This window comes from Indolivaga capnocytophagoides DSM 22835, from assembly GCF_000426485.1.
GTDB classification, from domain to species: Bacteria; Bacteroidota; Bacteroidia; order Bacteroidales; family Dysgonomonadaceae; genus Dysgonomonas_A; species Dysgonomonas_A capnocytophagoides.
Genome location: NZ_AUFL01000012.1, coordinates 18,226 through 44,923, shown reverse-complemented (window position 1 = coordinate 44,923; position 26,698 = coordinate 18,226). Strand labels below are relative to the sequence as shown.

Genomic DNA, 26,698 nt, shown 5'->3' with positions numbered 1-26,698 from the left:
GATTAGCTATTTAATTGGATCGCAACTATACTATTTTCAGGGTGCCCGTTTCCCCCGATAGTTATTGTATAAGGGGCTGCCTTGTAGAAAGAAACTAATCCTATATACAAATAATATTTTTTTTTCACTCCCGTGTTTTTTAAAATGGTAAAGCCTGAAACTATACCAGGAGTATCATACCATCCACTTCCGGAAATCTGGGATCCGTCTTCAATATCACTGCTAAAACCGGGTAAAGATACTAGCGCAGGACTATCATAAAATGTACTTCTTATCCAATATGCAGGAGTTGAATCATGTTTCGACGCATCCAAAGGAGGCAGTTGAAAAGTAACATATACAAGCCACCTTCCGGGAGGTAAGTCTATATACGATCCTGTATCCTTTACAATATAAGGCAACCCTGTAAGTTTGTAGTCTGGCAGATACATTGTTGCTCCTACACCAAGTTTACCGATCACGGAGCCGATAAGCCCTCGACCCCACGTTGCATTACCGGATTCATCGGATATTAATACCGATGCTGATTTTTCGTTTCCATCTTGCAATTTAAAGGCCGGTGTGTCATTGTCGGTTTTTATATGCATCCGAGCATCGGGTGAGATTGTTCCTATTCCCACATTTCCGGTTGCGGTTACTATAATATCATCAGAGGTATTTGTTATACCTCCGGATGTATCTCCTTTCGGGTCTATATGGAATATACCCAACGGAGTTTGAGTATTAATACCCACTTGTGCATGAACTATCCCCAATGAGAATACTACCATCAGTAAAAGAATTTTCTTTTTCATTGTTGTTTGTTTGAGTGTTGGGGTCTAAGACCCTTTTGTTGTTCTTATTTGTATTTTCGTTTTTTCGTTCTATGGGATTTGTAATCCTATAGTTGTTGGCTGCGGATTTCAAATCCGCTGTTATCCACTCGAGATTATAAGTCCTGAGTGACGATTGAATGTTCATCGTAGGGGTGTATTGTATACGCCCAATGAAGAATATATTGAACTGTATACCGAACGTATGTAATACGTCCCTACGAATATCTTTTGTGATTAATTGAAAATCTGAAAAAGGCAGTAAAGTACAATCTCTGCACCTTACTGCATAATGAAACCGGCTGTCGGACAAGTATATGCTTAAAGCAGATTCAGAACGACAACAAAATAACAACAAGACTGCCATACACTGTTTGCCCTGCCGATTTGTATGATATTTGGTATATCTGGGAGAATAGTTACTTGTTACTGCACCCTGAAGGCAGTAACGAGTTACAAGTGGTAATTTCGGATCGGATATAAGATAACAGATAGATAAAATAACGAATCCGAAGATTCTGAAAAGCTCTCCGTTATTTTGATACAATAGAAGTTTGGTTTCTGAAAAAAAATGATTTATTACGCTAGATGCGTCTCTCTCTCTCTCTCTCTCTCTCTCTCTCTCTCTCTCTCTCTCTCTCTAATAATTCACACGAAAGAGACAAATCCAAATTGTTAAAATTTAGATAGAGGTCTAAGTTTTTATGTGTAAGATTATTAGTCATTAACTGTACGTTAAAGAGTTATTATAATGACAAATATAAGAATTATTTCCGAAAAGCAAAAAAGTGCTGTTGTATAATTCGTTATTTGTTAATGTTTTTAATCTGTTTCGGCCTGTTTATCGGGATTATATAGATACTCAAACATCAGGTCTATCTGGCTTTTGAGTGTTCGCTCCTCTGATAGGGGAGGAATATTATTTTGCCCGAAAAATCCTTTATCAAGTATATCGAAAGCTGTGTTGAATTCTCCGCCTGTCAGTTTACAGAGTATAAATATTTTATATGCGTAATGAGATGCGGGAGGGTGGGGATGACAGCGTTTATCATGAACGGCTGCAATTCGGATTGGTTGTATGTCCAAACCTGTTTCTTCCTTTACCTCCTTCACTGCAACTTCCGATGGTGAAAAACCAACATCTGCCCATCCTCCGGGAATAGCCCATCCTCCATCTGCCCTTTCTTTAACAAGCAGTATTTCATTCTGATCATTAAATACCACAGCCCGTATATCTACTTTAGGTGTCACATAGTCGGTTTCTATCCGATAACAGCTTTCTACTGTTGATAGAGAAATGTTGGTTACGAGTGAAGTGATTTTGTTACTAAGTGATAATAGCTCCTGATAACGTTCGGTATTATATTCATCAGCGGCGTATACCAGTCCTGTTTGGGCCAGTGCCCTGATGCGTGTGGCTATGTTGAGTATTTCTTTTTCCGGCTCCATGTTTTTATTCGCTTGTCAGAGCATTCCATTCTAACGAAGCAAACCCGTTTATAACCTTATTACACTTGCCGGCCAAGCTATTAGCTGGATGTGTGGTCGCTACACCTACGGTAGTCATTCCGGCTGCATTACCTGCTTCCAATCCCGCAAAAGAGTCTTCAAAAACAATACAGTTTTGAGGTTCGATGCCTAATTCTTTGGCAGCCAACAGATAACACTCTGGATTTGGTTTTCCATTCTTTACTCTGGCCGCCGAAACAATCGTGTCGAACAACTTGTCGAAATGTTTTTCTTTATTGACTCCTATTAGTTTCGTTTCGGAAGAGCTTGTTACCAGCCCAACTTTTATTCCTTTCGCTTTCAGGGACTCAACAAATTTGACCGAACCGGGAATTTCTGGAAAAGACATTTGTTCTTCGAACCGGTCGTGATCTTCGAGTAGTTCATCTATTTTTCGGGCAGACACGTGTGCGAAATATTTTTTTAGGATATTAGGCATGGTTGTGCCTTTTATCACGGATTCGAAGTTAGCTATACCTACTTTATATTTTTCTCCGGTTTGTTTCCAGAAAATACTGTATTGTGGTTCTGTATCTATTATTACCCCGTCCATATCGAAAAGGGCACAAGTTATATTTGCCATTTAAGTGATAATTTAAAGTAAGGTCCAAGACCTGTTTGTTTATAGACTAAAAGAGTTTTTATAATTGTTTATTATCAGATTTCTTTTTCAAAGATATAATCTTCCATCAGATAACCGTTGCCGATATCAATATCCTCTTCTCCTGAAATACTGAACCCCATCTTTGTATAGAATCCGTGTGAACGGTTGAATCTATTCATATTAAGAGTAATATATTTATCTCCCTGCTTTTGGGCAAGTGATGAGATATATTCGAGAAGTGTTTTGCCAAAGCCGCCACCTTGCTTGTTGGGCAGTACATATAGCTTATGAATTTTTGTTTTGTTCGTTCCCTTATAATGGTATTCAATCGATGCAAAACCGTTATATTCTTGGGTGGTACTGTTACGGATTAGAATAAAATACTGTCCATTCTGCATTTGATCAGAAAGTGATTCATCACTATACATCATATCTAACATATACATAGATTGCTCGGAGGATAGTATTTCACCATATGTTTTCGTCCAGGCTGTTGTTGCAATATTACGTATCAATGGTATGTCTTTAATTCCTGCTTTTTCTATATGCATTTCTGTCGTTATTTTGCAAACAAAATTAGTAAAAATGGGTAAAACCTTCAGTCTGAAATAAAAGAAAGTATCCTATTTCAAATAAAAAATCCTACCGGAGTTGCAACTTGGTAGGATTATATGTAAGTACAAATGTAAAAGTATATTGTCGATTTTAATAGTAATAAGTATTGGAACCGTAATTCGTTTTTGCATTCAGTACAGCGGCTCCCGCAATGATTGAAGCTCCTAGTAGAACCTCCCAACCGGTATTGTTGGCAGGTTTCTCTATGTAAAATATATCTCCTCGTGCAGACATATCCCCGGGTAAATTTTTTGGCGAAATGGCATTCGTTTTTATTAAACTAGAGATGTAAAAATCTTGTTCGTATGATTGGGGTTTATCAGGACTTGTATATATTGTTACATAGCTGGTAAACTTAAAAGGAGCTTCTTGAGGCGAAAAGTCCGCTCTTTTTACAGTCTTTCTTTCGCTAAGTTTATTTCCCATGTAAGTACTCCTATACGGTTGTCGATTCATTGATTCTATCCCGAAATTAAGGTTGAGATTCGAATTACTAACCTTAGTTTTTGGAGGTATAAATGTGACATTGCTTGGAAGACTCATTTTGCCACTGATGTCACTGATAGCTCTGTCGTAACCATTAGTATATGTATTTGAACTACCTTGGAACTGCATAACATTTCCAATATAGCTTATAGCCTGATCTTGTATAATCAGAGCTGATCTTCCCCAATCGACATACATTGGAACATTCAACTTATTATATACTGTGATCTGTATAGGTGCATTTTCTCCATTAAAAGAGTGTGCTATCCATAAACTGTCATTTTCAAAAACGAAATCGCCGTTTTCTACTTTAGTAGTTGTCGGGGTTTCGGTATTCAGATAAGAATAGAAATAGGTAGATGCGCACGAAGAAAGCAAGAAAGGTAGTGTCGCAAGTAAAATAAGCTTTTTCATATGCCTTGATATTTTATGTGTGATATGGTATTCTATATTATTGTGTTTTTATTTGTGAAAGTATGAAAAAAGCCTTGATAAGAGTTCTTTTTTTAGAATAAAATAACTCTGTAAGCGAAAAATTAAAATTAAATCAAAGTCTGCCTTTAGACAGATCTTGATCCATGATTTTCAGATCCGTTTATTGTTTGTTTTGCAGCTCATATTGCAGCTCTGATATTTTCTTTTCTTGTTCTTCATTTTCTTTCTTTAGGTCGATTACATACAGTGTCAGTTCTTCTATCTTTTGCAATAACTTAGTTTGCATTTTCCCCAGGCTAACCCCATTTTCTTTAACCTCTTTTTCGGATGGAATGTCGGGTAGATGTTTGTGTGTGTTGATGTGATTTTCAACATCCTGAAGTGTCGGCAGTTTGTAATCTTTATCAAATACGAAATCAGCCCATCCAGCTTCAACTTTTACTTCAGTCGCACGGATCGTTCCGGCTACATCGAGTTTGTTCTGAGGATTAATCACTCCTATACCTATGTTACCAGTAGAGGTAATCGCTAAACGACATTGTGTGGCAGTAAAGAACTTTATACCAGCATGTCCGCTTTGCCATAATGTTGCAGCTCCGGGCTGCCATGAATCAACGACCCATTTTATTGCATAGTTTCCGATAGACTTTTGGTCATATATGAAATTGTCGTTATATACATATGTCAATTCTCCATTCGATAGTTTGATATTACCTCCTGCATTAATATTCTGAGTGACACCTAAGCTACCATCAATGGCTTGATCTCCATTATCTACAAGAGCCTTAGCCCATTTACCTTCACCCAATTCATTTGTACTTCTGATATACATGGCTGGCCAACTGTTAGTCCTGTTTATGCCAAAAGCAATTTGCCCACCCCAATGGTACGGCTTAGATAATAAGCTTTTATTAATAGAGTGAGCGATATTTATACCCCAAAATAAATCATAATCTTTATTAGGCATATTTACAGAACTAGATCTTGCCGATTCATAAAATCCGGAATATCTTAAAGTATTCCAATCCAGAGTGTTTAAAGTTGAGATTTCTTGAGAAAATAATAGATTAGTGATAGATAAATAAAAAATAGTCAATATTAGTTTCTTCATACTGTAAATTTTGTGTTATTAATAAAGTCTAAATATAGCTAGAAAGATCTAGAAATTCTATCAGATAAAAAGAAAAGGTCATACCATTTGGTATGACCTTTTCTTTATTAATATTGAAGTTGATTACTTCACTTCTTCAAAATCTACATCTGTTACGCTGTCGTCGTTCTTTTGTTGAGAACTACCTCCGGCGTTAGGGTTTCCTCCCATATTAGGATCTGCACCCGGTTGTCCGCCTGTAGCGTTATACATTTCCTGACTTAAAGCCTGAAACAGATTGTTCAATTCAGCCATTGCTGTATCTATTGCATCTATATCCTGAGCCTTATGAGCATCTTTCAATTTGTTCAATGCAGCTTCAATAGGAGCTTTTTTGTCGGCTGGAATTTTATCTCCAAGTTCAGTTAATTGCTTTTCTGTTTGGAAAATTAAAGAGTCAGCCTGATTAAGCTTATCGATTTTTTCTTTTTCTTTTTTGTCTGATTCAGCATTTGCAGCAGCTTCGTCTTTCATTCTTTGAATTTCAGCATCGCTCAAACCTGATGATGCTTCGATTCTGATCGATTGTTCTTTTCCTGTTGCCTTATCTTTAGCTGATACTTTCAATATACCGTTGGCATCGATATCGAATGTAACTTCAATCTGAGGTACCCCACGCATTGCAGGTGGTAGTCCGTCAAGGTTGAACACACCTATTTGCTTATTGTCTCTGGCCATCGGACGTTCTCCTTGAAGTACATTGATTTGTACTGAAGGCTGATTATCAGCAGCAGTAGAGAAAGTTTCGCTCTTACGTGTAGGTATGGTAGTATTCGACTCGATAAGTTTTGTCATTACTCCACCCATTGTTTCGATACCTAAAGAAAGAGGAGTTACGTCTAGCAACAATACATCTTTAACGTCTCCTGTCAATACTGCACCTTGTATAGCAGCACCCACGGCAACTACTTCGTCGGGATTAACACCTTTAGAAGGAGCTTTTCCGAAGAATTTTTCAACTTCAGCTTGTACAGCAGGTATACGTGTCGAACCTCCTACAAGGATAACTTCATTGATGTCTGATGCTGATAATCCTGCATCTTTCAATGCATTGCGGCATGGTTCTACACAAGCGCGGATAAGAGAATCAGCCAACTGTTCGAATTTAGCACGAGTTAATGTTTTAACCAAGTGCTTAGGCATACCGTTTACCGGCATGATATATGGAAGATTGATTTCTGTTGAAGTTGTGCTCGAAAGTTCTATTTTAGCTTTTTCGGCAGCTTCTTTCAAACGTTGAAGAGCCATTGGGTCTTTACGTAAATCAAGTCCTTCTTCTTTTAAGAATTCTTCGGCTAACCAGTCGATAATAACGTGGTCGAAGTCATCACCACCCAAGTGAGTATCACCATTAGTTGATTTTACCTCGAATACTCCGTCTCCAAGTTCAAGGATAGATATATCGAAAGTTCCTCCACCTAAGTCGAATACAGCAATCTTAAGGTCTTGGTTCTTTTTGTCCAATCCGTAAGCCAAAGCTGCGGCTGTAGGTTCGTTGACAATACGTTGAACTTTAAGTCCTGCGATTTCACCGGCTTCTTTAGTTGCCTGACGTTGCGAGTCGTTGAAATATGCAGGTACTGTAATTACAGCATCAGTTACTTCTTGTCCTAAATAATCTTCGGCTGTTTTCTTCATCTTTTGAAGTATCATAGCCGATATTTCCTGTGGAGTGTATAAACGTCCGTCTATATCTACACGAGGTGTATTGTTGTCTCCTTTTACTACCTTATAAGGCACACGGGGGATTTCGTTTTGCACTTGATCCCATGTTTCACCCATAAATCTCTTGATAGAGAAGATAGTTTTTTCGGGATTTGTTATAGCCTGACGCTTAGCGGGGTCACCTACTTTACGCTCGCCGCCATCTACAAAGGCAACTATAGAAGGCGTAGTACGTTTTCCTTCGTTGTTGGCGATAACGATAGGTTCGTTACCTTCCAATACGGCAACACAAGAGTTTGTGGTACCTAAGTCAATTCCAATTATTTTTCCCATTTTTATATATTATATTTTATTGTTTTCATTTACTTGTTTTGTCTGTCTTGCGTTTTGTATTCGCAAAGACATTAGGGTTTGTTCAAAACTTGTGCCAAAAAATAAGGGTTTTTTTAAATATGACATTTTGACAGAAATTTGATTCATACTCATTCTATTTCTTTTGAATGTGTTTTGCGATAATATTAGGAGGTGCTGAAGCCGTTTATTCGGTATTAGATATATTTTGCTAGTATTTTAGTTGTTTTGGGTATTTTGATATTTTTTTGAGAAAAAAATTAGCGTAAATTTTAGCTTTAGTTGTTTGTAATATATTTATATATAGGTATTTATTTTGTTTTTATTTATGCTATTTATATCGCATAAATAAGATATATTGAACCATTGTTCATCACATGCGTTTATAGTGCATACCTTCACACTTCGAAGGTTAGTGTTTATTCAAAAAAAAAGTGTTGTTTTTAAGTAGCGAAAGCCTGTGATGTGAGATCACGGGCTTTTTCGCATTATATACTCTGTTTTTTGATTGACTGCGTTGTTTTCCCTTTTTTATAGTCAGTAGGGTGGAACAAAAAATGAATAGCTGGCGTCGGATGTGTTTTATCCGAAAAAGTAAAACTAAGTTGGAGAAGACAAGGATAAGTTGATAGCTCTGGCAGATGATGTAGTATTGCCGATTTTAATATATGTCTTATGACAAAAGGTTGGAATGGTGTGAAAGTTGTGCAGAAAAGGTGATGCTGTTTATCAATAAAGAAAGGTGGAGCTTTAAAAGCTCCTGTTCCTTCTTATTTTTTAGACTCTTCAACAGATACCTTACGAAATTCTTTAAGCGCTTTTTCAATTGCTAAAGAAGATTTTCTGGCACGAGTTCCGGCTGCTTTGTTTCCGTTTTCTACTTGAAGAGCTGCGTCTTTTGCAAATTCTGCGAAAAGCTCGTTTAAGTTGTCTAGTAATGCTTTCATTTTGTTCTATTAAAAATTAAATCGGGACAAAGATATATTCTATCCTCGTTTGCACGCTATTTTGAAGACACTTTTTTTGACAAAATGTTCATTTTATTTTTTAATCGATACTTGTCTGTAGGCTGTGATATTTATCTTGTCGTATTCAATTGTCTGTAAATCTTGAGTTTTGGTGAAGCGGCTAGCCACAGTCGGACTTTATCTGATTTTGTAGTTTATTCCTGCTTTTCGGGCTTGTGAATGCTGGAGTCTCCGTTGTATATTATACTCATGCCCGTCTTTCACGAAATTGCTTCCTGTTTGTTTAAACCAAAACGGGATGTTATTTTCTATACAAACCTGCCTGATATCCAAAATCCAATCGTAGTTGCAGGTACGTATATTATGGTAACCCGATTCGCCTCCGGCAACAACCTGTTCTATCCATTTTCCGACAAACGGGCGTAAGTTTATTGATTCGAGTATCGGTTCACATATAATGATCTTGTGTTTTATGGGACTGTTTTTATACAATGGCAGTCGGTAATTGGCTCTCTCCTGATTCTCTACGGTACAACAGATCGTAACATGATCGTATCCGTCTCCCCAGTCTTCAGGCAGATTTACAGAGAGTCTGTCTATACGTTTGGTTATCATCAGAAAAGTGAGATCGGAGCGTTCTCGTATCATCTGCCAAGCTTCGGTTCTCCATTCATCGGCATCTTCAACGAAAAAATCTGAGGTGAAACAAGTTGCAACTTCCGATCCGGGTGGTATTTTATATTCACCGTTTTTCTTTTTCTGCACTGGTAGGTCGAAGTTTTTAGTCTTGGAAACAATACTGCTATCTATACCTCTCTTCGCATCGCCCCTGTACACGTAACAATTGCGGCAGCCTTCGCTCAATTTATGACAACCATGCCATGGATTCCACAGTTTTTGCATATTGGTAGGAAAGATGATGTTTAGAACCAAAGATAATGAATTGCCCGACGATTACCTAATGGAACGGATGTCGTGGACTGATGAGATTAAACTTCTTTTATAAAAGTGCAGTCTTTAACGCGGTGGAGAAGATTTGACTGGTCGATGAATATGTTTTTGTAATGTTCGCCGAACAAATTGGTGTATTCCGACAAGAACATAGCTCTTATAGAACGTTTGTTATCTGTTTTTTTTATGATGTAATCTCTGCCGTGCTTCAGTTTCATTCTACAAAGATAGAAAAAGCCTTTCAGTACTAGGGTTTGATTCTCCTAATAGATATTGTCTTTTTGAAAAAACGCTTTGTGTTTTATCGGAAAATGCTTATATTTGAGTTTATTGAGATCGGAGTATAATAAACATTTTAACCTGTTGATTTAATAAACGGAACTGAACGTTTTAAGTAGCGAGTGCAGAGTCAAACTCGTTTGGACTATGCCGACTCTCGCAAAACGACTAATATAATTGAACGTATATAAAAGCACTCGGGATGGAATTATTTCTTTTAATAGTAATTATTTTTTCAATATGTATATCGTTGTTTTCTGCAGGATATTTTATTGCATGGCTGTGTCATGGAGATAAGGCCATTCATTTTTTCAGAATAAGCCTGAGAGTGATGTTTGGCGTTTTACTTATCATAGTGCTGGGATCTAAATTGGTATTTTAAAAGCTGTAATAGGATTTTCTTAAATAGCACAAAAGGCCTTCCATCCCTGGAAAACCTTTTGTGGAAAATCCCTAACATCCATTCCGGTAATTGTCTTACATGTTTAGTTTGCCTAAGTACTAATCATTTTAAGTTCCCGTAAAAAATTCTAATAACTACTAATAAATAAAATTATTGAAGCTTGTTTTACAAATGTATTCTGTTGTTATAGAATGTTGTATAATATTTTTCTCTTTTATTCTTCTTAATTGCAAAAAATACTTCAGTAAAATATCCACAGAAGCATTTTACCTTTATTTTATCGAAAATATATTGAAGAACATACCTTCAACTTAGTTGTTAATATGATTAATATGTAATTTTAAAGTCAGAGACCTTGCATTAGAATCTGATCTCATTTTTTTGTAACATATTATACAAAACTTAAAACGAAAATCTTATGGACTCAGAAAAACTATCGAAACAGTATATCGAAAACTACAACAAGCTGGCAGACAGGTATAACAATTCGGATATTAAAAGTATTGTATCCGGTATCAATGAAGCCATTTATTACGGAGATAAGCCTAAAGTAGAAAGCTGTTATCTGAAGATACAATCATGGAATTCGGATGTCTCGGATATGGAAGAAAACCGTAATTCGCTCAATCATAAATTTAAACATATGCATCTGCCTTCAGTGGAGATGTTTACTATTGTATATGATAATATCATAAAATGCTGGCGGTTTAATACCGACGCCGAATAATTTGTGATTGTTCCGTTTTGTCGTGAGATAGAATAGTGCGAAAATTTGCAAATATCGGCAATATGATATAACTTTGCGGCTCAGATAAGGTTATTGATGGCTTATGCCCTAGCATTAGGGAAGAAAATCGGGGGTGTAGGCTACCTTTTGTAAATGTATTCTTTTTTACATACCCTAATAGTTTAATTTAAAAACTTAAATTATTGAGTTATGAAGAAAAGTAGAATCTACTTGGCTCTTTTGGTCATGGGCACTGCATTTTGGGGAATCTCTTTCCCATTGGTGAAAGACGGTCTGAATGTCGTTCATCCGTATTCATTTCTATTATATCGGTTTTGTTTAGCGGCAATAGTTCTGTCTGTGCTATTCTACAATCACCTCAAACGTATCAATTGGCAGACTGTGAAATACGGTATTCTGGTGGGGATACCTCTTTTTCTGGCCATATTGTTCCAGACAGTCGGATTGCAATATACAAGTTCGGCCAATGCTTCTTTTATCTCAGGGATGGATGTTTTGTTGATTCCGGTACTTAAACTGTTTATATTCAAGAAATCTGTAAAGCCGAAAACATGGGTCGCCTGTAGTGTGGCTTTAGTCGGTCTTTATATCATAGCGATGAGTTCAGAGAACGGAGGTTTCAATACCGGTGATTTATATGTGCTCGGAGGTGCTTTAGCCTTCGGATTCTATGTCTTGCTTGTTGGGAAATATACGGCTAAAGCAGAGACCATATCAATGGTAATCGTACAGCTTTATACATGTGCCGTTGCATATGCTGTATTGGTTGTCAGTGTATTGGGAACTGATCAATTAATGCTTCCTGCTGATGGAGGCGTCTGGAAAGCAGTTTTATTTACCGGAGTTTTGGCTACTGCCTACATGTATGGAATACAAAATATTTCACAGAAATTTATAGAGGAGGAAAAGATTGCACTGACTTACCTTTGCGAACCTGTATTTGCCGTGATTGCAGCTTATTTTTTAATCAACGAAACTATAACCATTTATACCGTAATAGGAGGTATTTGTATCCTATCGGCGATGTTTATTTCTGAATTTAATTTCAAAAAGAAATTTCATCTGAAAAGTATACATCAATAAGGTCTAAATACGAGCTTTGGACACTCTTCTGTCTGAAGAGCCTAGACCAGATGATCTCAAGCATGCTTGAGATCATCTGATCATATTATTCTTTGATACATCTGATTGAAAAAGCATTCGACCGCGAAGAGGCATAACCGGGCGTATATTCGCTGCCCGATATTTTAGTAACTTCTGCCATAGATGTACCGGACGATGTCGCTGTCCAGTAATAACCGATGCCGGCCGTATCATTGTGAACGACTTCCCCCGAATTTTTACCGAAGAAGATTCCTCCAGCTCCGGGATAGAAACCTCCATCTAGGTAGGTGTAAGTTGTCCGTCCTGCGTTATATCCGGTTTGTAGATAGGGTAATTGGAATGTCAAATAATTTGTATTCCATGTTGTAGAGTTCGGGGTAAACAAACTTGCATCCAATCGGGAGTGATCGGGTATAACACGCCATCCTTGGGGTGAAGGGTCGTATACAGACTTCTTATTGCCTTTGTTCCAAGAATTTGCGCCATCCGATCCAAACCATCTGTGGCTGCTATTGGTGTCGTGATTTCTTGAAAATAATATTGGATTTTCAATAGACGTTACTAAGTCACTGAAAATATCAAAGGCTACTTTTTCGGGTGCTCCCCCGTTGGCGTTGTATATGAGGGCTTGACTGTATGTTCCATTATCAAATCTTTTTTCAAAGAAATAAGGGAAAGGGTCTTTTCTGCCCCATTGATAAAATAAACCGTGACTGTTCCACCAGTCGGTGTTGTTTGTTCCCGACCCTTCAGCTAATGCTCCCAAATTACGATCCATAATATCACCGGATGGCTCATAATTAGTTACCCACATGTGCCAACTCCATTTTATTTTGTTATCGTTGGTGTTTTTCACGGCTATCACAGCATTGCCTTCTATTAATCCAGGCTCGACCCATAATAGAGCCTTACGGCTTTTACCGTATGCCTTGGCATTTTTTACTGATGAACCACTTTTTCCGATTCCATTTGCATTGTCTGTCCAAATGTATTCGGCTTCGAGATTATTCCTTCTGCTTAGACTTCCCGGAACTCCTTCCTCTGCTCTTAATATAGGTATAAGAATAGGGGCAGAACCCGGCTTTACCATATAGCAGTTCGATGTGAGCCCTAGGCTTGTTTTGAACTGTATAATCTCAAAACTGGCTTGTAGTCGTCCGGCCTTGAAATTGATGTATGCCACTCTTACATCTTCCGGTTCGGAAGATTCCATTGTTGACACAGGAACATTAATGGTTAATTTTTGATTACCCTTTACAAAGTCGGGAGAAACAGTCAATCCGTTTATCCAATTGACTGTACTGCCGCTTCCTTCCTGATCTGTAACGGTTATACTTGAAAGATCTATTCCATCGGGATAATCAGTTTGAACAGTAAATTCGGAAGGGTAATATCCTGTACCTGTTTCATCGAGGAAGACTCCGCTTTTTTCGACTAAAACCCCGTCATCGCTCATGGCCAGATAATACTGTCCGTTGTAATTGATGTCTTTCATTTCTCCTTCGTCATAACTGATGATCCGTGTTTTGAGATTTGATATAACAGAGTATGAATTGAAAGCTTCATTTGCCGAATCGTAACCAATATCGGCTGCGTTTATTATTTTGACCTCGTATTTGTAGTTTCTCAGCAGAGGCATGTAATTGCTGAGATTGGAAGTGCTGTTGTCATAAGTAAAGTCAACTCTGTAAAAATAGGTTTGCCCTTTGTATTTCCCTTCTATAATTAGGCAGGTCGCATTTTGTCTGCTTGTTTCGTTGTTATCGCTGGCAGCTGCTGATTCAAATGTATATATATCCTGCACGACAGCATTACCGGAATAGATGACAGCATCAGAAACCCCTGTCTGAGGGCTACCGGGTAGTTCAATATTAGGAACAGTGGCCGGCGACATATTTACTTCGTCCAAGGGGGATATATTTTTCAATGGAGTAACCATTCCTACCGTATTGTAGTTGCATAGATGCACCTTTTCCAATATAAAATCGGTAACATTTGTATCTACCTCCACATCTATCCGGGCAAGCATTCGTTTGAGCAGAATATTACTGATAGTACCCGAAGTGACTGTTGGGTTTTTTATTTCTCCGTACATTGGAATAGCTGTATAACTATTGCTATAGTCGGATAACCACCCCGATGTATTACGAACATTCAAGGCTGAGAGGATTGCCGTTTTGGTCATACCTTCGGTAAATCCGGCGATAACATTGCTCAACTGAACCGAACCATTATTTTTTACTTCAGAGGCATTAGCTACTATTGCTACATTGTAACTGTTGGTTGCTTTGAGCCACGATTTGAATGTTACGGTATTTCCGGATTGCGAAATATCTGCACTCCTCACACTATACTTATATGTTAAAGTTTCGCTACCTGATCCATCTACATCAAAAACCAGTACATCGAGGCTCTTTATTTCTTGTTCACCTGCCCCCATAGATCTTAATTTCGGAATATCAGGACTTGTATATTGAGGGAGTATCACTTTGAATGTCACTTCCTGCAACCCTTCTGTTGGGTTTGAGTTATAAGTCGCGTGATCATCTTTACAGGAAATTATTCCTGTAAAGATAAGTATAGCACCTATTATATTGTATAATGACTTCATTTGTTTGTAGTTTTACTTGATTGTGACAACATATCTCAGGTTGCCAGCTATGAACGTAAATTTATTGCCGGCAGCGGTAGGCATGAGTTTTAATGTCATGACCGACTTACCTTCGTCCGGAAGGGGGAGGTCTATAGTTGAGCCGTTATTTTCGAGAGATATGCCTTTCGGGTGATTGGTAATGGCTGTTACCGTTAGTCCATCGGCAGGTATTGCAGAAGATTGAATGGACGGATGGCTTACTTGTAGATAATATTGTTCATCCAGATCGACACCTATCTCATTATTCGTCCACACCTCTATTTCTGCGTTGAGGGTATATATGCCGTCAAATGCTTCTTCGGGGGTAGGTGCCCCGGCTTCCGATACCGACTGTATGACGATATTGTACAGGTGATTTCTCAGAATATCCAGTGTTTGAATACTTGTTTGTGGATTGTGGATGTCTACCCGATAATAGGTTGTTTTACCAGAGTTGTTAAAATCACCACCTACCACAATGGCTGTTGCATCTTTTTTATTCGTACTTAAATTCACCCCTTTAACTTCAAAAGTATAGATGCTTTGGCTTATTTCATTGTTGCTTGTGGTAGTGTATGTGTATGCCGGAGTTTTTATCTGTATAGCATCCGATGGTACGGTTGCATTCGTTGCTATATTGCCGGTTATGTGCTGGCTTGCTATATAGCCCTTATTCTTACGATTGAAAATATATGCTTCTTCTAGATTGAAATTTGTGACCGTATTTAGCAGGCTTATGTCAAAGCGAGCCAGCATCCGTATAAGGTATATATTACTTAATGTAGTGGAAGTATTTGTTATTTCTGTATCTATCTCTCCATACATGGGGATATAAAGATTAAGCCATTCTGAATTCGAATCTACTGTCAGATTTGAAATAATATCATCGAATCTGTCCCCTATTTGTATCCCTGAATTATGAATATAGGAGGATGCATTTGCTATAAATACGAATTTTTGTTCGCCGGTTTCGAGCCAAGCTGTGAATGTTGAGAATTCATACTGAGGGTTTTGTTGTTGTATATCGATCCCTTTGACAGAGTATGCCAATTTATAGATACCTCCTGTTTTTCGAAAGGCCAGAATGTCTATTTCATTTATTTCGTTTTCTTGGGCAACAGACATTGATCTCAGAGAAGCTCCTGTCCGATCTTGTGTGGATTGGACTAGGCTTATCGTTACTTTCTGCTTATTACTTCCCTGTCCAGTATCGGGATCTGCATCATTACAGCACGACTGAAACATAAATGCCGCAACGACTGCCAATAGTATGTGTAATATTACTTTGTACATAATCGTTTTTTTTAAGAGGGTAGTGCCTGCTGTATTGTTACCATTCGGGGATAACTGTGCTTTCGTCCCAGACTCCTATTTCGGGAGAGATAGATATATCTCCTGATGTATAATTAAACAGGATGGGAATCGTTACCTCACGATCCTTATCTAAGGATATGTTGTTATTCTTTACGAAAGTTTTAATGTCGACACTAGCAAGTATATTATTATTATCGGTCGGATTTAACAAATCAACCGTAATCGGATTGTCATAGTCAAATCTGAAAACATCACTGCAGGTTGCCCACGTTTTGTCGGCTGCCGCTGTCATTGACGGAATGTAACTGCTTACTGCTCCGTATGTCTGCATTTCAGAATTATAATACGTCTTGAGATTAGTAATATAGATTGCTACCATATTCTTCTTAGTATCAAGACCTTTTACTGCAACTTTAAAATGGATAAAAGCCGGTTTAAACTTTACAGTACCTGTGTATTTACGGTCGGATGGTATGGTAAACGCAAGCTTGCCGTAAAAAAGCGAATCGCTTGTTTGTATTATTTTCGAAGAACCGCTGTTAGGATGCGATACTTCCATATTTGTTATTTTAGAGTCAACACCCAAACCTTTTATTTGAGTATTGTCAAATGCATTTCCCCAGCATATAGCTGTGTAATTCCCTGATTCGAGCCCTAGTTTGACTCCCTGAAATTCAGTCAGGGATTCTTTATTTATCAGGCGCGATTCTACCAGATTTCCGTCTTTGTCGAAAATACCGATATTCACTTTATTTATTTTGTTAGGGAAATTCGGATATTCGAAATTGAGGATAATACCTTCGCATTCTCCACATTTAGACATATCTTCCCTTATGCATGCTGCAAACATGCATACTGTAAATAGCAGTGATATAGTTTTCGGTAAATTCATCCTTTGTTCGTTTCTGTTCTTTTTATACAACCGGAACAGACTTACAGTCCGTTCCGGTTATTAAAAATATTAGGCTTTAATTTATTTTTTTTACTTAAATTTCGGGTAATACCTCTACTTCTTCCCAAGGTTTAACCTCTACGGTTACTTCTAATTCAACTTTAGGATCTTCAGGAGCAGTAGTCAGGTGCTCAGCTCCAATATTCAAGGAGTTGATTATATAATAATAACCTCCTGCCAGATTTGCGACAGATGATCCGTCTGAAGCTTTCTTCAAACCTTTAACTGTTACATATTGTTTGGCTGGTATGACCATTCCTGTGGCTGTTGCATCAGTTATCTCAAGTATGATATGAGGAACATTTTGTTGCTTAACCGCACCACTGCCATCATCCGTAGGATCAGGGAATGTTGTTCCGTTAGCTGCACCTGTAGTTGCGGGAACAAAGTATCCCCAAACTGCTCCAGAGGGAGTATGGCTTGTGCCTGCTGTCGCTGCGGAGTTATCGTCACGGTAGATGGCTCCTGCTGCACTGTATATTGCAGGGAATGGTGATCCCCATACCGATTTATCAAAATTTAGAATATCGGCAGCAACCAATCCTGATGAAGGAAGAGTTTCGTTTAAAGGGAACTTCATATATGTATTATTGATAAATATATTTGTTACCTTGAATGATGTCAGAGGTGTTGCTACAACATTGGTTTCCAGTGCAGATTTGATTTCTTTCACTTCTATTCTGGCAACAACGGCTCTTAATTCTATGCTTGCGCTAGATGGAGTTCCGGCTGTGATCGTAGCTTCTCCTTTTACATTAACAGCATTTTGGGGATGAGTTTGTTTATCGATGTGGATAAAGCTGGATTTTAGGTCTGTAATGTTTGCCAGAGGAGAAGCAAAAGTGATAGATCCAGAGATAGCTCCCGTATTACCTATAGCATAAATTTTAGTGGCAGCTGCAGGCACAGTGAAAGTTTTCATTGTTGTTCCTGCCGGCAAAGATCCAGAGATAGGGAATTGCTGTGTACTTAGTATATTTCCGGTACCATCGTAGAAATAAAGAGTTAGATCAGCCACATCAGGTGTAAGTCCTACAGCTGATGGTCCGTCTGCTCTCAATTGTGTATTACTTCCGATAGATATGCTAAGGCTTACTTCCTTAGTTTTTCCTGTCGGATTAACATCAGTTCCATTGTCATCGTCGCTCGAACAACTTGCGAATCCGATAACAGTAGCTAAAGCTACCGTAAATAAATAGCTGAATTTTTTGATTGTTTTCATTTTTCTCGTTTTTAGAGTGTTGTTATAGAATAGTTTAAATCGTATATTCTAAAATTTGTATATAATGTTAATTGCTGTTTTCGTAATGCCCCAATAATGCTTATTATCTCGTTTTATAAATGGGCCGCAAACTTCATGTGCGTATTTAGAATGGTGGAGATAAGCATATCCGCCGCCAATTTCAGCTTCAATGTCAAACTTGTTATTCAGATTCCACCGATAGCCGTACGAAAGCCCTGCACCTGCAAGCCATCCTTGATATCTGTCTTTTATACGAAGCGGATAGCTGGTTTTACCTACATTATAAAAAGCCCAGTGTAAGTGCAATCCAAAGAAGTGGCCTGATAACGAACGATCTTTCCAATAACGAAATTCGGGTTGAATGAGTACATGTTTAAATCTTTTGTTGTTAGAAAATGTCCATGAGTTCCAGTTGATAGGGACGTCGATAGAGTATTTGTCTGATATCAGGTATTCCACTCCTAGATTGACACTTAGTGTAGCATCATAAAGCAGGTTTGTTTTGATGGACCATTTCGCAGGCTTTGCCTTTACGCTGTAATCAATCTCATCAGAATATATAGAGTGTTGTTGTATATCCTCCTTCGAAGGTTTGGATTCAGTATATGTATCCGGTGTGTGGATTATTGTATCTTTCTGTTGAAATGTATTTTCAGGAGTAATGATGTCGTTTTTATGAGGCGTGTCGATATCAGATTCAGAGTCTTCTTTGTTTCCGAAAGAAGGTACCGGTGGATCTGAATCCGAGACTATATTATATCTTTGGTTTGCAGCTGCATGGCTAGCTCGTCCTGATCCAGAATTTTTAGAGCTGGAATTTGAAGTCGTTAAATTTCTGTCTAATTCGTCTATTATAATATTTTTAAACAGATTTTTTTCTGAATCTTCTGTATCTGTGATAGATATAATGTTCTGTCCGTTTTTTTTGCTTATTTGATATGTGTAGATGTTATGATCTAATATGGATAAGAGTAGCTCATCTATATCATCTTGATTGGTGATTTGGACTTGTTTCGACATATCCAAATCGGGAAGCCCCGTGATAGTATAATTGTGTTTGTGTTTAATTAAACTGATTACTTTTTCGACTGATACCTGATTTTTATCTTTCGTATTATCCCTGACAGAGCATCCATTACACATTTGGGTAAATGTTAACAGTGCCAGGATTATTAAAACAATAATCAGAATGGTTCTTTTGTTTTTGTTGTTCATATCAAAAAAAATAACTCTCTTTATTTAATTGTGTTGTAAATAGAAAAAAAAGAGTTTTTTGTTGTTTTTTGGTTTGTTCTATTATAAGAACTTGTTGTTCAATGGGCAAATATAGTATAACAGATTAATATAATCTCGCTTTGTGTTGTTAAAATATGTTATAGAAAAGGTTCTTTGTATCATTTTAACACAAGGCGGTGCTAGGATTGCTGTTTCTCTCAAATGAAAAGTGAAAATGTAAATAATCAGCTTGTTGTATTGTGTGATGCTGTTTTTTTTAGGATGTGATTACTAAAAATATAATGCTTTTTTCTTAAAAAATAGTTCGTTTTCGAAATTTATACGTTAACATATTTTTTTTAATGTTGTTTTTAACTTGAAAATGGGGCTTAAATAAAATAAAAATGATATTTTGGTTATAAATAATTTAGAATCTGAGCAGATGTTAAGATGTCAGATTTTATTAAAACCTGAATTAGTAGTTAAAGATGGTAAAATATCTTAGGCAACTATTATTATAAGCCTATAACAGCCGGTTTTATTAAAATTTAAACCATCCTTCGTTTTTTTGTTCGGATTTTGATTGATCATATTTAAAATATATCGTATTTTTGTAGCACCAAATAAAAGAGCATGCGCGCGTGGTGGAATTGGTAGACACGCTACTCTCAGAAGGTAGTGCCCGTTCGGGTGTGTGAGTTCAAATCTCGTCGTGCGCACAAAAAGGATTTCAATTTCTTGAAGTCCTTTTTTCTTTATTATAAGTCTCACAACTTACAATATTAGTTTCATCATTATATCGGTTTGTTCGTCGTTCCCAAGTTTGAAGATGTGTTTGTCGAATTCCATGAAACCGTTTTTTTTATAAAATCTTATGGCTTTGAAATTTTTCTCCCAAACACCTAACCAGATATACTTTGCATTGATCTTGTGAGCGACCTCTATTGCTTTTTCATAAAGTAACTGGCCTATTTTCTGCCCATGATAATCTTTCAGAATGTATATTCTTTCTATTTCAATGGCTTGGATATCATTTAATTCAGTCTGTGCACTGCCCGAATTCAGTTTCAGATAGCCTATTATGTCGTTGTTGGAGATGGCAAAATAAAAAAACGATGATTCATTTCTGATTTCTGCCTCAAGTACTTCTAAATTCAGATTTTCCTGAAGATATCTATCCATATCTTCCTTTGTATTGCTTTCTGAAAATGTTTCGACAAAAGTCTGACTGCTTATCTTTTGTAGTTGGACTTTGTCCCCTACACCTATTTCTTTTATGTTTATACTTGTGTGTGTCATTATCCTTTTTTCGTAAAGGTAGTAAGAAATGAAAGACTCCGGAATATTTGCCTGATTCCTTTTCAGAACAAAAAACACTTTTCTTTTATCTGTACCGAACATATGATGTGTCTATTTTGTTAGAAAGGTATATTATTCTAAATCTATTAGAAATGAAGAATTTGGATAAAAATGAATACCACGGATTCACTGGTTATGAAGACGCTCGTATTGCAACACCTGTAAAGAAGGTGAAGAAAGCAAATCCAAAGGCTGTGAAGGCGGCATTGAACAGAATAAATCCTGATGAGAATACTCAGGATCGAGGTTAAACCAAAGACCTGCTCCAATTCGTAAAGATTGCGGCAGGTCGTAAAATACAGTTAATAGAGACGCTACCTATAAACATTTTATATATTTTTAGTTTCAATTCTTACTCAAGCAGCAGAGAGTGTTAATGTCGTGATCTAAAGCGATAGCTTAATGCTGCTATTGTATTTAGGATGTTGAAGAAGGTCCTAGACCCCAAAGAGCAAGAAAGCCCGTGATCTCACATCACAGGCTTTTTTCTTTAAAAACAACACTTTCTTTTTGAATTAACACTAATCACTATGGATTTGTATAGTTTAAACGCAGAATAAAAAGAATAGTTCAATTTCAACTTGTTATTCAATGTTAAAAAAATAAAACAGAATGAATGTATTGTGATATGATCGGAGGTTATTCCTATTCTTATAAAATTTAAACAGACTCTTGAAGTTGAACCATAATCCGGTGTGTTTTCTCATTTTTTATCTATGTATAAAAACACATTCAATTATGGCAAAGTACACAGAAAAACTAGGAAAGAAAATAGCTGAAGCAATAGAACAGGATGAGTATACACTGGGAGAAATCTGCTCAATACACAATATCAGCCGAAAAACATTTTATCAGTGGATGATTAAATATCCCGATTTTGAGGGGATGGTTGAGAATGCCCGTCTGGAGAGAGATGAACGTCTGTCTCAGAAAGCACGTCAGATACTCAAACAGAGAATAGAACAGGGACGTACAGTTACTACAACCCGCTATAAATATGCAGTGGATGAGTATGGCGAATTGTATCTGACTGGAAAAACCGTAACGATGAAAGAATACTCTCCGGATGAAAAGACCCTCAAAATGGCGATATCCAAAGAAAGCGACATCAACAATAAAGAGAAAAAAATTCTTTTGCAACTGAAGGAAGAAGAACGTATTTTACAGCAAGAGCTGGAAGACCAATTATGGGAAGAGGAAAGAGAGAGAAAGTATCAAAAGTGGCTGCGTGAATCAGCAGAACAAAAAGCAGCGGAACAGCAGACCTGCGAAAATGAAGTCTGATAACTGATTTTATTGTCACTTTTGTAACCTTTTCTAATTTTTAGTGTTTTGCGGATTGATAAATAGTTTAATAATAGTGTTTTAATAGGTCTTAAATAGTTTGTTCAACAGCGAGGATTCTATTTTATATAGACCGAAGCAGAGGGGTGATAATAAAAAAAGCCCGTGATTTCACATCACAGACTTTTCAACTTAAAACAACATTTTTTACAAACACTAATCACTATGGTTTTAATATAATGTAAACAATAGTCCGAAAAATTAGTTCAATTTTATCTATGAAATTAACTGTTTAATTAGTTTTATTGCGAATCTATAATTGTATGAATTTGTAGATATGTGCTGTAAATGCACTTATTCGCCGATTAAAATGCATAGTATGTCGATTTTTATTGAATAGACCAATTCTGAGAGCTAATTTTATCATCATATGAATAATGTCTGATGAGTAAATATAAATTGATGAAGAGACGTTTGCTTACTATAGCGACTCATACCGTTGCTTGGGTAATTTTTTTGATCATAGTACCGCTGATGCCTATGCGTCCCGGAGAATCATTCAATCTGATAAATATGCTGCCTTTTGTGTTTGCTTATATTTATCTGTTGTTATTTTTTTATTTGAATGTTTACGTGTTAATACCCAGATTGGTTTCGAAACGGAAATATCTCTTGTATGGGGTGTGTATATTTATCGGATTTGTGTCTTTTATGGTAATACAACGTGTTGTATGGAATGAAACGAGATCTAATTTCGAGCATAAGTTTTCACATAGAAAGCCATTCGACAGAGAGGGTACTTTTGCCGATTATAATGAGACATTCAAAGAGCGAATGCCTCCCCATGAAATGAAGGACATGCCGAGAGCTGATCTCGAGCCGGACAACAGTCAATCCCGAATACATATTGTTCCGAACCGCAACGGAAGTAATATGCCTTTCGAATTCAGGCTTATCACCCTGCCTTTTTTTCAGTTTCTGATGTTCTTTCTTCTGAGTATCGGTTATCGAATTAGTCTAGAGTGGTTTTCAATCAATCAGAGAAATAAGGAGATAGAAGCCGAAAAACTCAAAGCTGAACTGTCTTTCCTCAAGGCGCAGATAAATCCGCACTTCTTTTTTAATACATTGAATACGATATATGCACTGTCGCTCAATAAATCGGATAAAGCTACGGATGCCATTCTGGTTTTCTCACAATTGGTGAGGTATGTTCTGAATAAGGCCGAGCAGGATACAGTTCCGCTTTCGGAAGAAATAGTTTATCTGAGTGATTATATTGATTTACAGAAATTGCGCTTTTCCGAAAATTTGAAAGTAGAGTTTAACGTAAGTGGTGATATCGAAAAATATACAATTGCCCCGTTATTGATCATGACTTTTGTCGAAAATGCTTTTCAGTATGGTGTAAGTACTCACTATATCTCTGATATTATAATCAACCTGTCTGCCAAAGCAGGCATAATTCATTTTGATATTACGAATAAGATATATAAGACCCAGAAACAGGTGGGAGCGGGCAGGCAAAGTATAGGAATCGGTAATACAACAAAAAAGCTGGATCTGATTTATCCCGACAATTATAGATTGAATATAATGAATGATGGATACGAATACAGAGTCGATCTGGACATTAATGTAGGATATGATCAGACAGACAAAGACGGTATTTCATAGATTCTCTAAGATTAACAAAGCAGAAGAAAACGGAAAATTAAAAATATACAAGAGATGATTAATTGTGTTCTAATAGACGATGAGCCTCATGCTCTCGAAGTGCTGAAAACATATATCGAAAAGGTTCCTTATCTCAATTTCGCAGGAGCATATACTGATGCCATCAAGGCATTGACCGAAGTACCCGCTCAGGCTCCCGATGTAATCTTTTGCGATATAGAAATGCCTGATATCAACGGTTTACAGTTTGTCGAAAGTTTACGGATATCTCGTAAGCCTCTGTTTGTAATGGTGTCTGCGCATGATCAGTATGCGATAGAAGGTTTCAATCTGGATGTAATTGACTATCTGCTGAAACCTGTATCGTTTTCTCGATTTCTGAAAACGGCACAGAAGCTTCAAGATCAGGTACGGATACAAAATGCCTCACATGAAAATCCGGTGGAACAACATTTTCAGACCGAAGAAGCCTCTGAGAGCTATATCTTCGTCAAATCAAATAATAAGCTGTTGAAAATAAATTACGATAAGATTCTTTATATCGAAAGCTTGTCCGATTATATAAAAATATATACCGAAGATTCTCAGCGTCCGATACTATCGTTGAGCAGCTTGAAAAGCCTTGAGGAGAAACTGCCGTCGAATCGTTTTAAGCGTATACATCGGTCTTATATTGTATCGTTGAGCAAGATCAAGGCAATAGAGCATAAGAAAGTTCTGATCGGAGAAAGAGCTTCACTTCCGATCAGTAACTCGTATTATGATAACTTCTTCAATACTCTGATATCGAATAATATTCTTAAGTAGGATTTTTGTCTGTAAAGCGATCAAATACTTAAGTCTGAAGATAAGATCGCTCAGGATGTGGAAGAATTCGCTATAGGCAGAACTGTTGAAGGGGTTGATTAAGAAGGTTAATTAATGATTTGATGATAAAAGCCCCTCCTAAAAGTAGAACCTAATTTTAGGAGGGGCTTTTATTTAAGCGAATAACTATGAATAGGGTTGTGGAGCTTACTTTATCCGGTTTCCTATAATCTTTACCAACTCATCGTGAGTGATAGTTGGCAGTTCATCTTTTGATACTTTTGATGCTACAAGTTCTCCTGTATTCTTAGCCGATACCTCATCAGGAAAAGGAAGATTACCGGCTATACAGGGCATGTACGGTTGATCTATGATCTTTTTTTGTCCTTTGCGTATAAGATACCCCCATCCTTGTTTAACTTTATAAGTTTCGACACTTACAGAATTTGAAGATGCACTTTTTGTATTGTTAAATACAAAGATACAGGCTATCACTATAATAAGCGATATTATAGCCCAAAGTAAACGTTTTTGATTAATCGAGCTCATTATATTTATCATTAGGCTTTTAATTCATACATGTCGTCAAAATAATAAGATCCGGTACGGTCAGTAAGGATAAATCCACGGTTATTGTACGAAAAAACGACAGCATCCGAATGGCTGGTTCCTTCGAAGTTATAGCATTTAACCCAATTACCAACAAGTTTCCCGGTTTTATCAACCGGAATAACTGTGTCGGAATTATCGTTGCAAGCTGTAAACAGTACAATGTTCACTACCGAAATTATAATATATACAAGCCTTGGCATCTGTCTTTGATTAATCGTACTCATCATATTCTTCTTCAGGCATAAACTCGAACATATCATCGAAGTAATATGTTGAGCTACGTCCTGTAAGGATGTACCCACGGTTGTTATAAGAAAAACCTACGGCTCCCGAACGGCTGGTTCCTTCGAATGCGGTTTTTTCATACCATCGATCTGTTATAGGGTTGTATTCCCAAGTATCAGAACGCAGAGAACCTGATTCGCCTGTTGATAGGTATATCTTATCATTGATGTTTAATGCAACTGCATTCATCCTTTTGATATTATAGTCGTCGTCGAAACTTTCGTCGGTTTTATCGGCTATTTGAGCTTTCTCAGACCATGTTTCGGTCGAAGGGTCGAACATCCAGAAGTCGGTTACATAGCTCCCATTGTTGATACCGCACACTACGTATGCTTTGCTATCATATATGAAGGTCGTAGCAAATGCACGTTTCGAACCTTTTATACTTGTTCCTGCAGTCCATGAATCGGATGATGGATTGTATTTGTAAAAGTCCATCAGGTAATTATCATCATATCCGGTTCCTACATAACCTATATTATTGAGCGTAAAAGCGACTGCTCCGTATCTGGCCGAGCCGGCAAAGTCGGCTTTCTGAGTCCAAAGATTTGATGTAGGATTGAATTCCCAGAAATCTTTCAGGTAATTTTCGCCATCGTATCCTGTACCTATGTATCCTTTATCGGATATCGCAAAGCCTACAGCCGAACTGCGTTCGGTTCCTGGCAGGTCTGCTTTTTGCGTCCACGAATCACCTGTTATATCGTATTCCCAAATATCTTTTAATCTTTTTTTTCCAGTATATCCGCCAAACACATAGACCTTACCTCCAATGACGAATAAGGAGGCATCACTACGTGCCACACCCCCAAAATCGGAACGCTTGATCCAGTTGCCGACAAGATCATCATCATCACTCGAACATGATGTCAATAAGATCGATGATAATAATAAAAACAGAATAAATCTTCTATTCATAATTTCAGTAATTTATTTATAGTATACAATCCTTGTTAGTCCCTTTCAGGTCACTGCAACCGATAACCGAGATTTATGGCTTCTATGCAGGCTCACAAATGTATATAGACAGATTTGCTTGTAAAAAAAATATCTGTTAGCAGGGTTCTAAAATCTATGAACGGGACATTTATGTCTGTAACCTGATATTTTGGCGGTGTAATAATAATTCTGCCCGTTTATGGAGTATTATCGGTATTCGATAGATAGAATTGGGCTGCTTATATATTCAATTTTCATAATGGAGTGCCTATTTATTTCTTTGCAACGGTCAATTGTGA

At 37.2% G+C, this 26,698-nt stretch carries 25 protein-coding genes and 1 tRNA gene; 8 read left to right on the top strand and 18 right to left on the bottom strand.

Annotated features, from left to right (window positions below; translation table 11 throughout):
* Positions 1 to 2: 2 nt before the first annotated feature.
* The 9 genes from K322_RS20205 to K322_RS0106870 all read right to left on the bottom strand — a co-directional run bounded on the left by K322_RS20205 (position 3) and on the right by K322_RS0106870 (position 9,498).
* Positions 3 to 794: a hypothetical protein gene (locus tag K322_RS20205; protein WP_026626225.1), complete on the bottom strand. Its 792-nt coding sequence runs from the start codon at positions 792 to 794 to the stop codon at positions 3 to 5.
* Between the two features lie 840 nt (positions 795 to 1,634).
* The gene (locus K322_RS0106905; protein ID WP_026626224.1) at positions 1,635 to 2,261 is read right to left on the bottom strand and encodes an NUDIX hydrolase; all 627 of its coding nucleotides are present in this window, start codon (positions 2,259 to 2,261) and stop codon (positions 1,635 to 1,637) included.
* A gap of 4 nt (positions 2,262 to 2,265) precedes the next feature.
* Positions 2,266 to 2,904: an HAD family hydrolase gene (locus K322_RS0106900; RefSeq protein WP_026626223.1), complete on the bottom strand. Its 639-nt coding sequence runs from the start codon at positions 2,902 to 2,904 to the stop codon at positions 2,266 to 2,268.
* Between the two features lie 74 nt (positions 2,905 to 2,978).
* A complete protein-coding gene (locus tag K322_RS0106895; RefSeq protein ID WP_026626222.1) occupies positions 2,979 to 3,476 on the bottom strand; it encodes a GNAT family N-acetyltransferase in 498 nt (165 codons plus the stop codon).
* 154 nt (positions 3,477 to 3,630) lie between these two features.
* Positions 3,631 to 4,440, bottom strand: coding sequence for a hypothetical protein (locus tag K322_RS18825; RefSeq protein WP_051290686.1), 810 nt, complete (start codon positions 4,438 to 4,440; stop codon positions 3,631 to 3,633).
* A gap of 181 nt (positions 4,441 to 4,621) precedes the next feature.
* Complete coding sequence (locus K322_RS20200) at positions 4,622 to 5,572, bottom strand: hypothetical protein (RefSeq protein WP_051290685.1); 951 nt, start codon at positions 5,570 to 5,572, stop codon at positions 4,622 to 4,624.
* Positions 5,573 to 5,695: 123 nt separating this feature from the next.
* Positions 5,696 to 7,609, bottom strand: a complete 1,914-nt coding sequence (gene dnaK / locus K322_RS0106880) for a molecular chaperone DnaK (protein ID WP_026626221.1) — start codon at positions 7,607 to 7,609, stop codon at positions 5,696 to 5,698.
* A 788-nt stretch (positions 7,610 to 8,397) separates the two neighbouring features.
* Positions 8,398 to 8,574: a histone H1 gene (locus K322_RS0106875; RefSeq protein WP_026626220.1), complete on the bottom strand. Its 177-nt coding sequence runs from the start codon at positions 8,572 to 8,574 to the stop codon at positions 8,398 to 8,400.
* A gap of 198 nt (positions 8,575 to 8,772) precedes the next feature.
* Positions 8,773 to 9,498, bottom strand: a complete 726-nt coding sequence (locus K322_RS0106870) for a DUF5131 family protein (RefSeq protein ID WP_026626219.1) — start codon at positions 9,496 to 9,498, stop codon at positions 8,773 to 8,775.
* A 529-nt stretch (positions 9,499 to 10,027) separates the two neighbouring features.
* Between K322_RS0106870 and K322_RS20800 the strand changes: the two genes are divergently transcribed.
* From K322_RS20800 to K322_RS0106855, 3 genes are all read left to right on the top strand, one after another.
* Entirely contained in the window at positions 10,028 to 10,207 is a 180-nt protein-coding gene (locus K322_RS20800; protein ID WP_134435941.1) for a hypothetical protein, read from the top strand.
* A gap of 439 nt (positions 10,208 to 10,646) precedes the next feature.
* The gene (locus K322_RS0106860; RefSeq protein ID WP_026626217.1) at positions 10,647 to 10,955 is read left to right on the top strand and encodes a hypothetical protein; all 309 of its coding nucleotides are present in this window, start codon (positions 10,647 to 10,649) and stop codon (positions 10,953 to 10,955) included.
* 210 nt (positions 10,956 to 11,165) lie between these two features.
* Positions 11,166 to 12,059: a DMT family transporter gene (locus K322_RS0106855; RefSeq protein ID WP_026626216.1), complete on the top strand. Its 894-nt coding sequence runs from the start codon at positions 11,166 to 11,168 to the stop codon at positions 12,057 to 12,059.
* An 85-nt stretch (positions 12,060 to 12,144) separates the two neighbouring features.
* On the opposite strand, the gene K322_RS0106850 is transcribed toward K322_RS0106855, so the two are convergent.
* From K322_RS0106850 to K322_RS20575, 5 genes are all read right to left on the bottom strand, one after another.
* Positions 12,145 to 14,691 (bottom strand): fimbrial protein, encoded by a 2,547-nt coding sequence (locus tag K322_RS0106850; RefSeq protein WP_026626215.1) that lies wholly within the window; start codon positions 14,689 to 14,691, stop codon positions 12,145 to 12,147.
* A 12-nt stretch (positions 14,692 to 14,703) separates the two neighbouring features.
* Positions 14,704 to 16,005, bottom strand: a complete 1,302-nt coding sequence (locus tag K322_RS0106845; RefSeq protein ID WP_026626214.1) for a hypothetical protein — start codon at positions 16,003 to 16,005, stop codon at positions 14,704 to 14,706.
* Positions 16,006 to 16,042: 37 nt separating this feature from the next.
* A complete protein-coding gene (locus tag K322_RS0106840; RefSeq protein WP_026626213.1) occupies positions 16,043 to 16,918 on the bottom strand; it encodes a FimB/Mfa2 family fimbrial subunit in 876 nt (291 codons plus the stop codon).
* Positions 16,919 to 17,012: 94 nt separating this feature from the next.
* Complete coding sequence (locus K322_RS0106835; RefSeq protein WP_026626212.1) at positions 17,013 to 18,200, bottom strand: FimB/Mfa2 family fimbrial subunit; 1,188 nt, start codon at positions 18,198 to 18,200, stop codon at positions 17,013 to 17,015.
* Positions 18,201 to 18,248: 48 nt separating this feature from the next.
* A complete protein-coding gene (locus K322_RS20575) occupies positions 18,249 to 19,364 on the bottom strand; it encodes a DUF3575 domain-containing protein (RefSeq protein ID WP_260203252.1) in 1,116 nt (371 codons plus the stop codon).
* Positions 19,365 to 20,071: 707 nt separating this feature from the next.
* Between K322_RS20575 and K322_RS0106825 the strand changes: the two genes are divergently transcribed.
* Positions 20,072 to 20,155 (top strand) — tRNA-Leu (locus K322_RS0106825).
* A 55-nt stretch (positions 20,156 to 20,210) separates the two neighbouring features.
* Here K322_RS0106825 and K322_RS0106820 read toward each other — a convergent pair.
* The gene (locus K322_RS0106820) at positions 20,211 to 20,735 is read right to left on the bottom strand and encodes a GNAT family N-acetyltransferase (protein ID WP_035331632.1); all 525 of its coding nucleotides are present in this window, start codon (positions 20,733 to 20,735) and stop codon (positions 20,211 to 20,213) included.
* Positions 20,736 to 20,887: 152 nt separating this feature from the next.
* On the opposite strand from K322_RS0106820, the gene K322_RS20945 reads away from it, so the two are divergent.
* From K322_RS20945 to K322_RS0106800, 4 genes are all read left to right on the top strand, one after another.
* A complete protein-coding gene (locus K322_RS20945) occupies positions 20,888 to 21,046 on the top strand; it encodes a hypothetical protein (protein ID WP_166786295.1) in 159 nt (52 codons plus the stop codon).
* 487 nt (positions 21,047 to 21,533) lie between these two features.
* Positions 21,534 to 22,079 (top strand): hypothetical protein, encoded by a 546-nt coding sequence (locus tag K322_RS18810; RefSeq protein ID WP_051290684.1) that lies wholly within the window; start codon positions 21,534 to 21,536, stop codon positions 22,077 to 22,079.
* A 444-nt stretch (positions 22,080 to 22,523) separates the two neighbouring features.
* Positions 22,524 to 23,756: a sensor histidine kinase gene (locus tag K322_RS20195; protein WP_051290683.1), complete on the top strand. Its 1,233-nt coding sequence runs from the start codon at positions 22,524 to 22,526 to the stop codon at positions 23,754 to 23,756.
* Between the two features lie 54 nt (positions 23,757 to 23,810).
* A complete protein-coding gene (locus K322_RS0106800; protein ID WP_026626209.1) occupies positions 23,811 to 24,563 on the top strand; it encodes a LytR/AlgR family response regulator transcription factor in 753 nt (250 codons plus the stop codon).
* Positions 24,564 to 24,770: 207 nt separating this feature from the next.
* Here K322_RS0106800 and K322_RS0106795 read toward each other — a convergent pair whose 3' ends face one another.
* The 3 genes from K322_RS0106795 to K322_RS0106785 are packed head-to-tail and all read right to left on the bottom strand — an operon-like array spanning position 24,771 to position 26,378.
* Positions 24,771 to 25,112: a DUF4907 domain-containing protein gene (locus K322_RS0106795; protein ID WP_157279392.1), complete on the bottom strand. Its 342-nt coding sequence runs from the start codon at positions 25,110 to 25,112 to the stop codon at positions 24,771 to 24,773.
* Positions 25,113 to 25,123: 11 nt separating this feature from the next.
* Positions 25,124 to 25,375, bottom strand: coding sequence for a hypothetical protein (locus tag K322_RS0106790; RefSeq protein WP_134435945.1), 252 nt, complete (start codon positions 25,373 to 25,375; stop codon positions 25,124 to 25,126).
* A gap of 10 nt (positions 25,376 to 25,385) precedes the next feature.
* Positions 25,386 to 26,378 (bottom strand): Kelch repeat-containing protein, encoded by a 993-nt coding sequence (locus K322_RS0106785; RefSeq protein WP_084158527.1) that lies wholly within the window; start codon positions 26,376 to 26,378, stop codon positions 25,386 to 25,388.
* Positions 26,379 to 26,698: the final 320 nt, after the last annotated feature.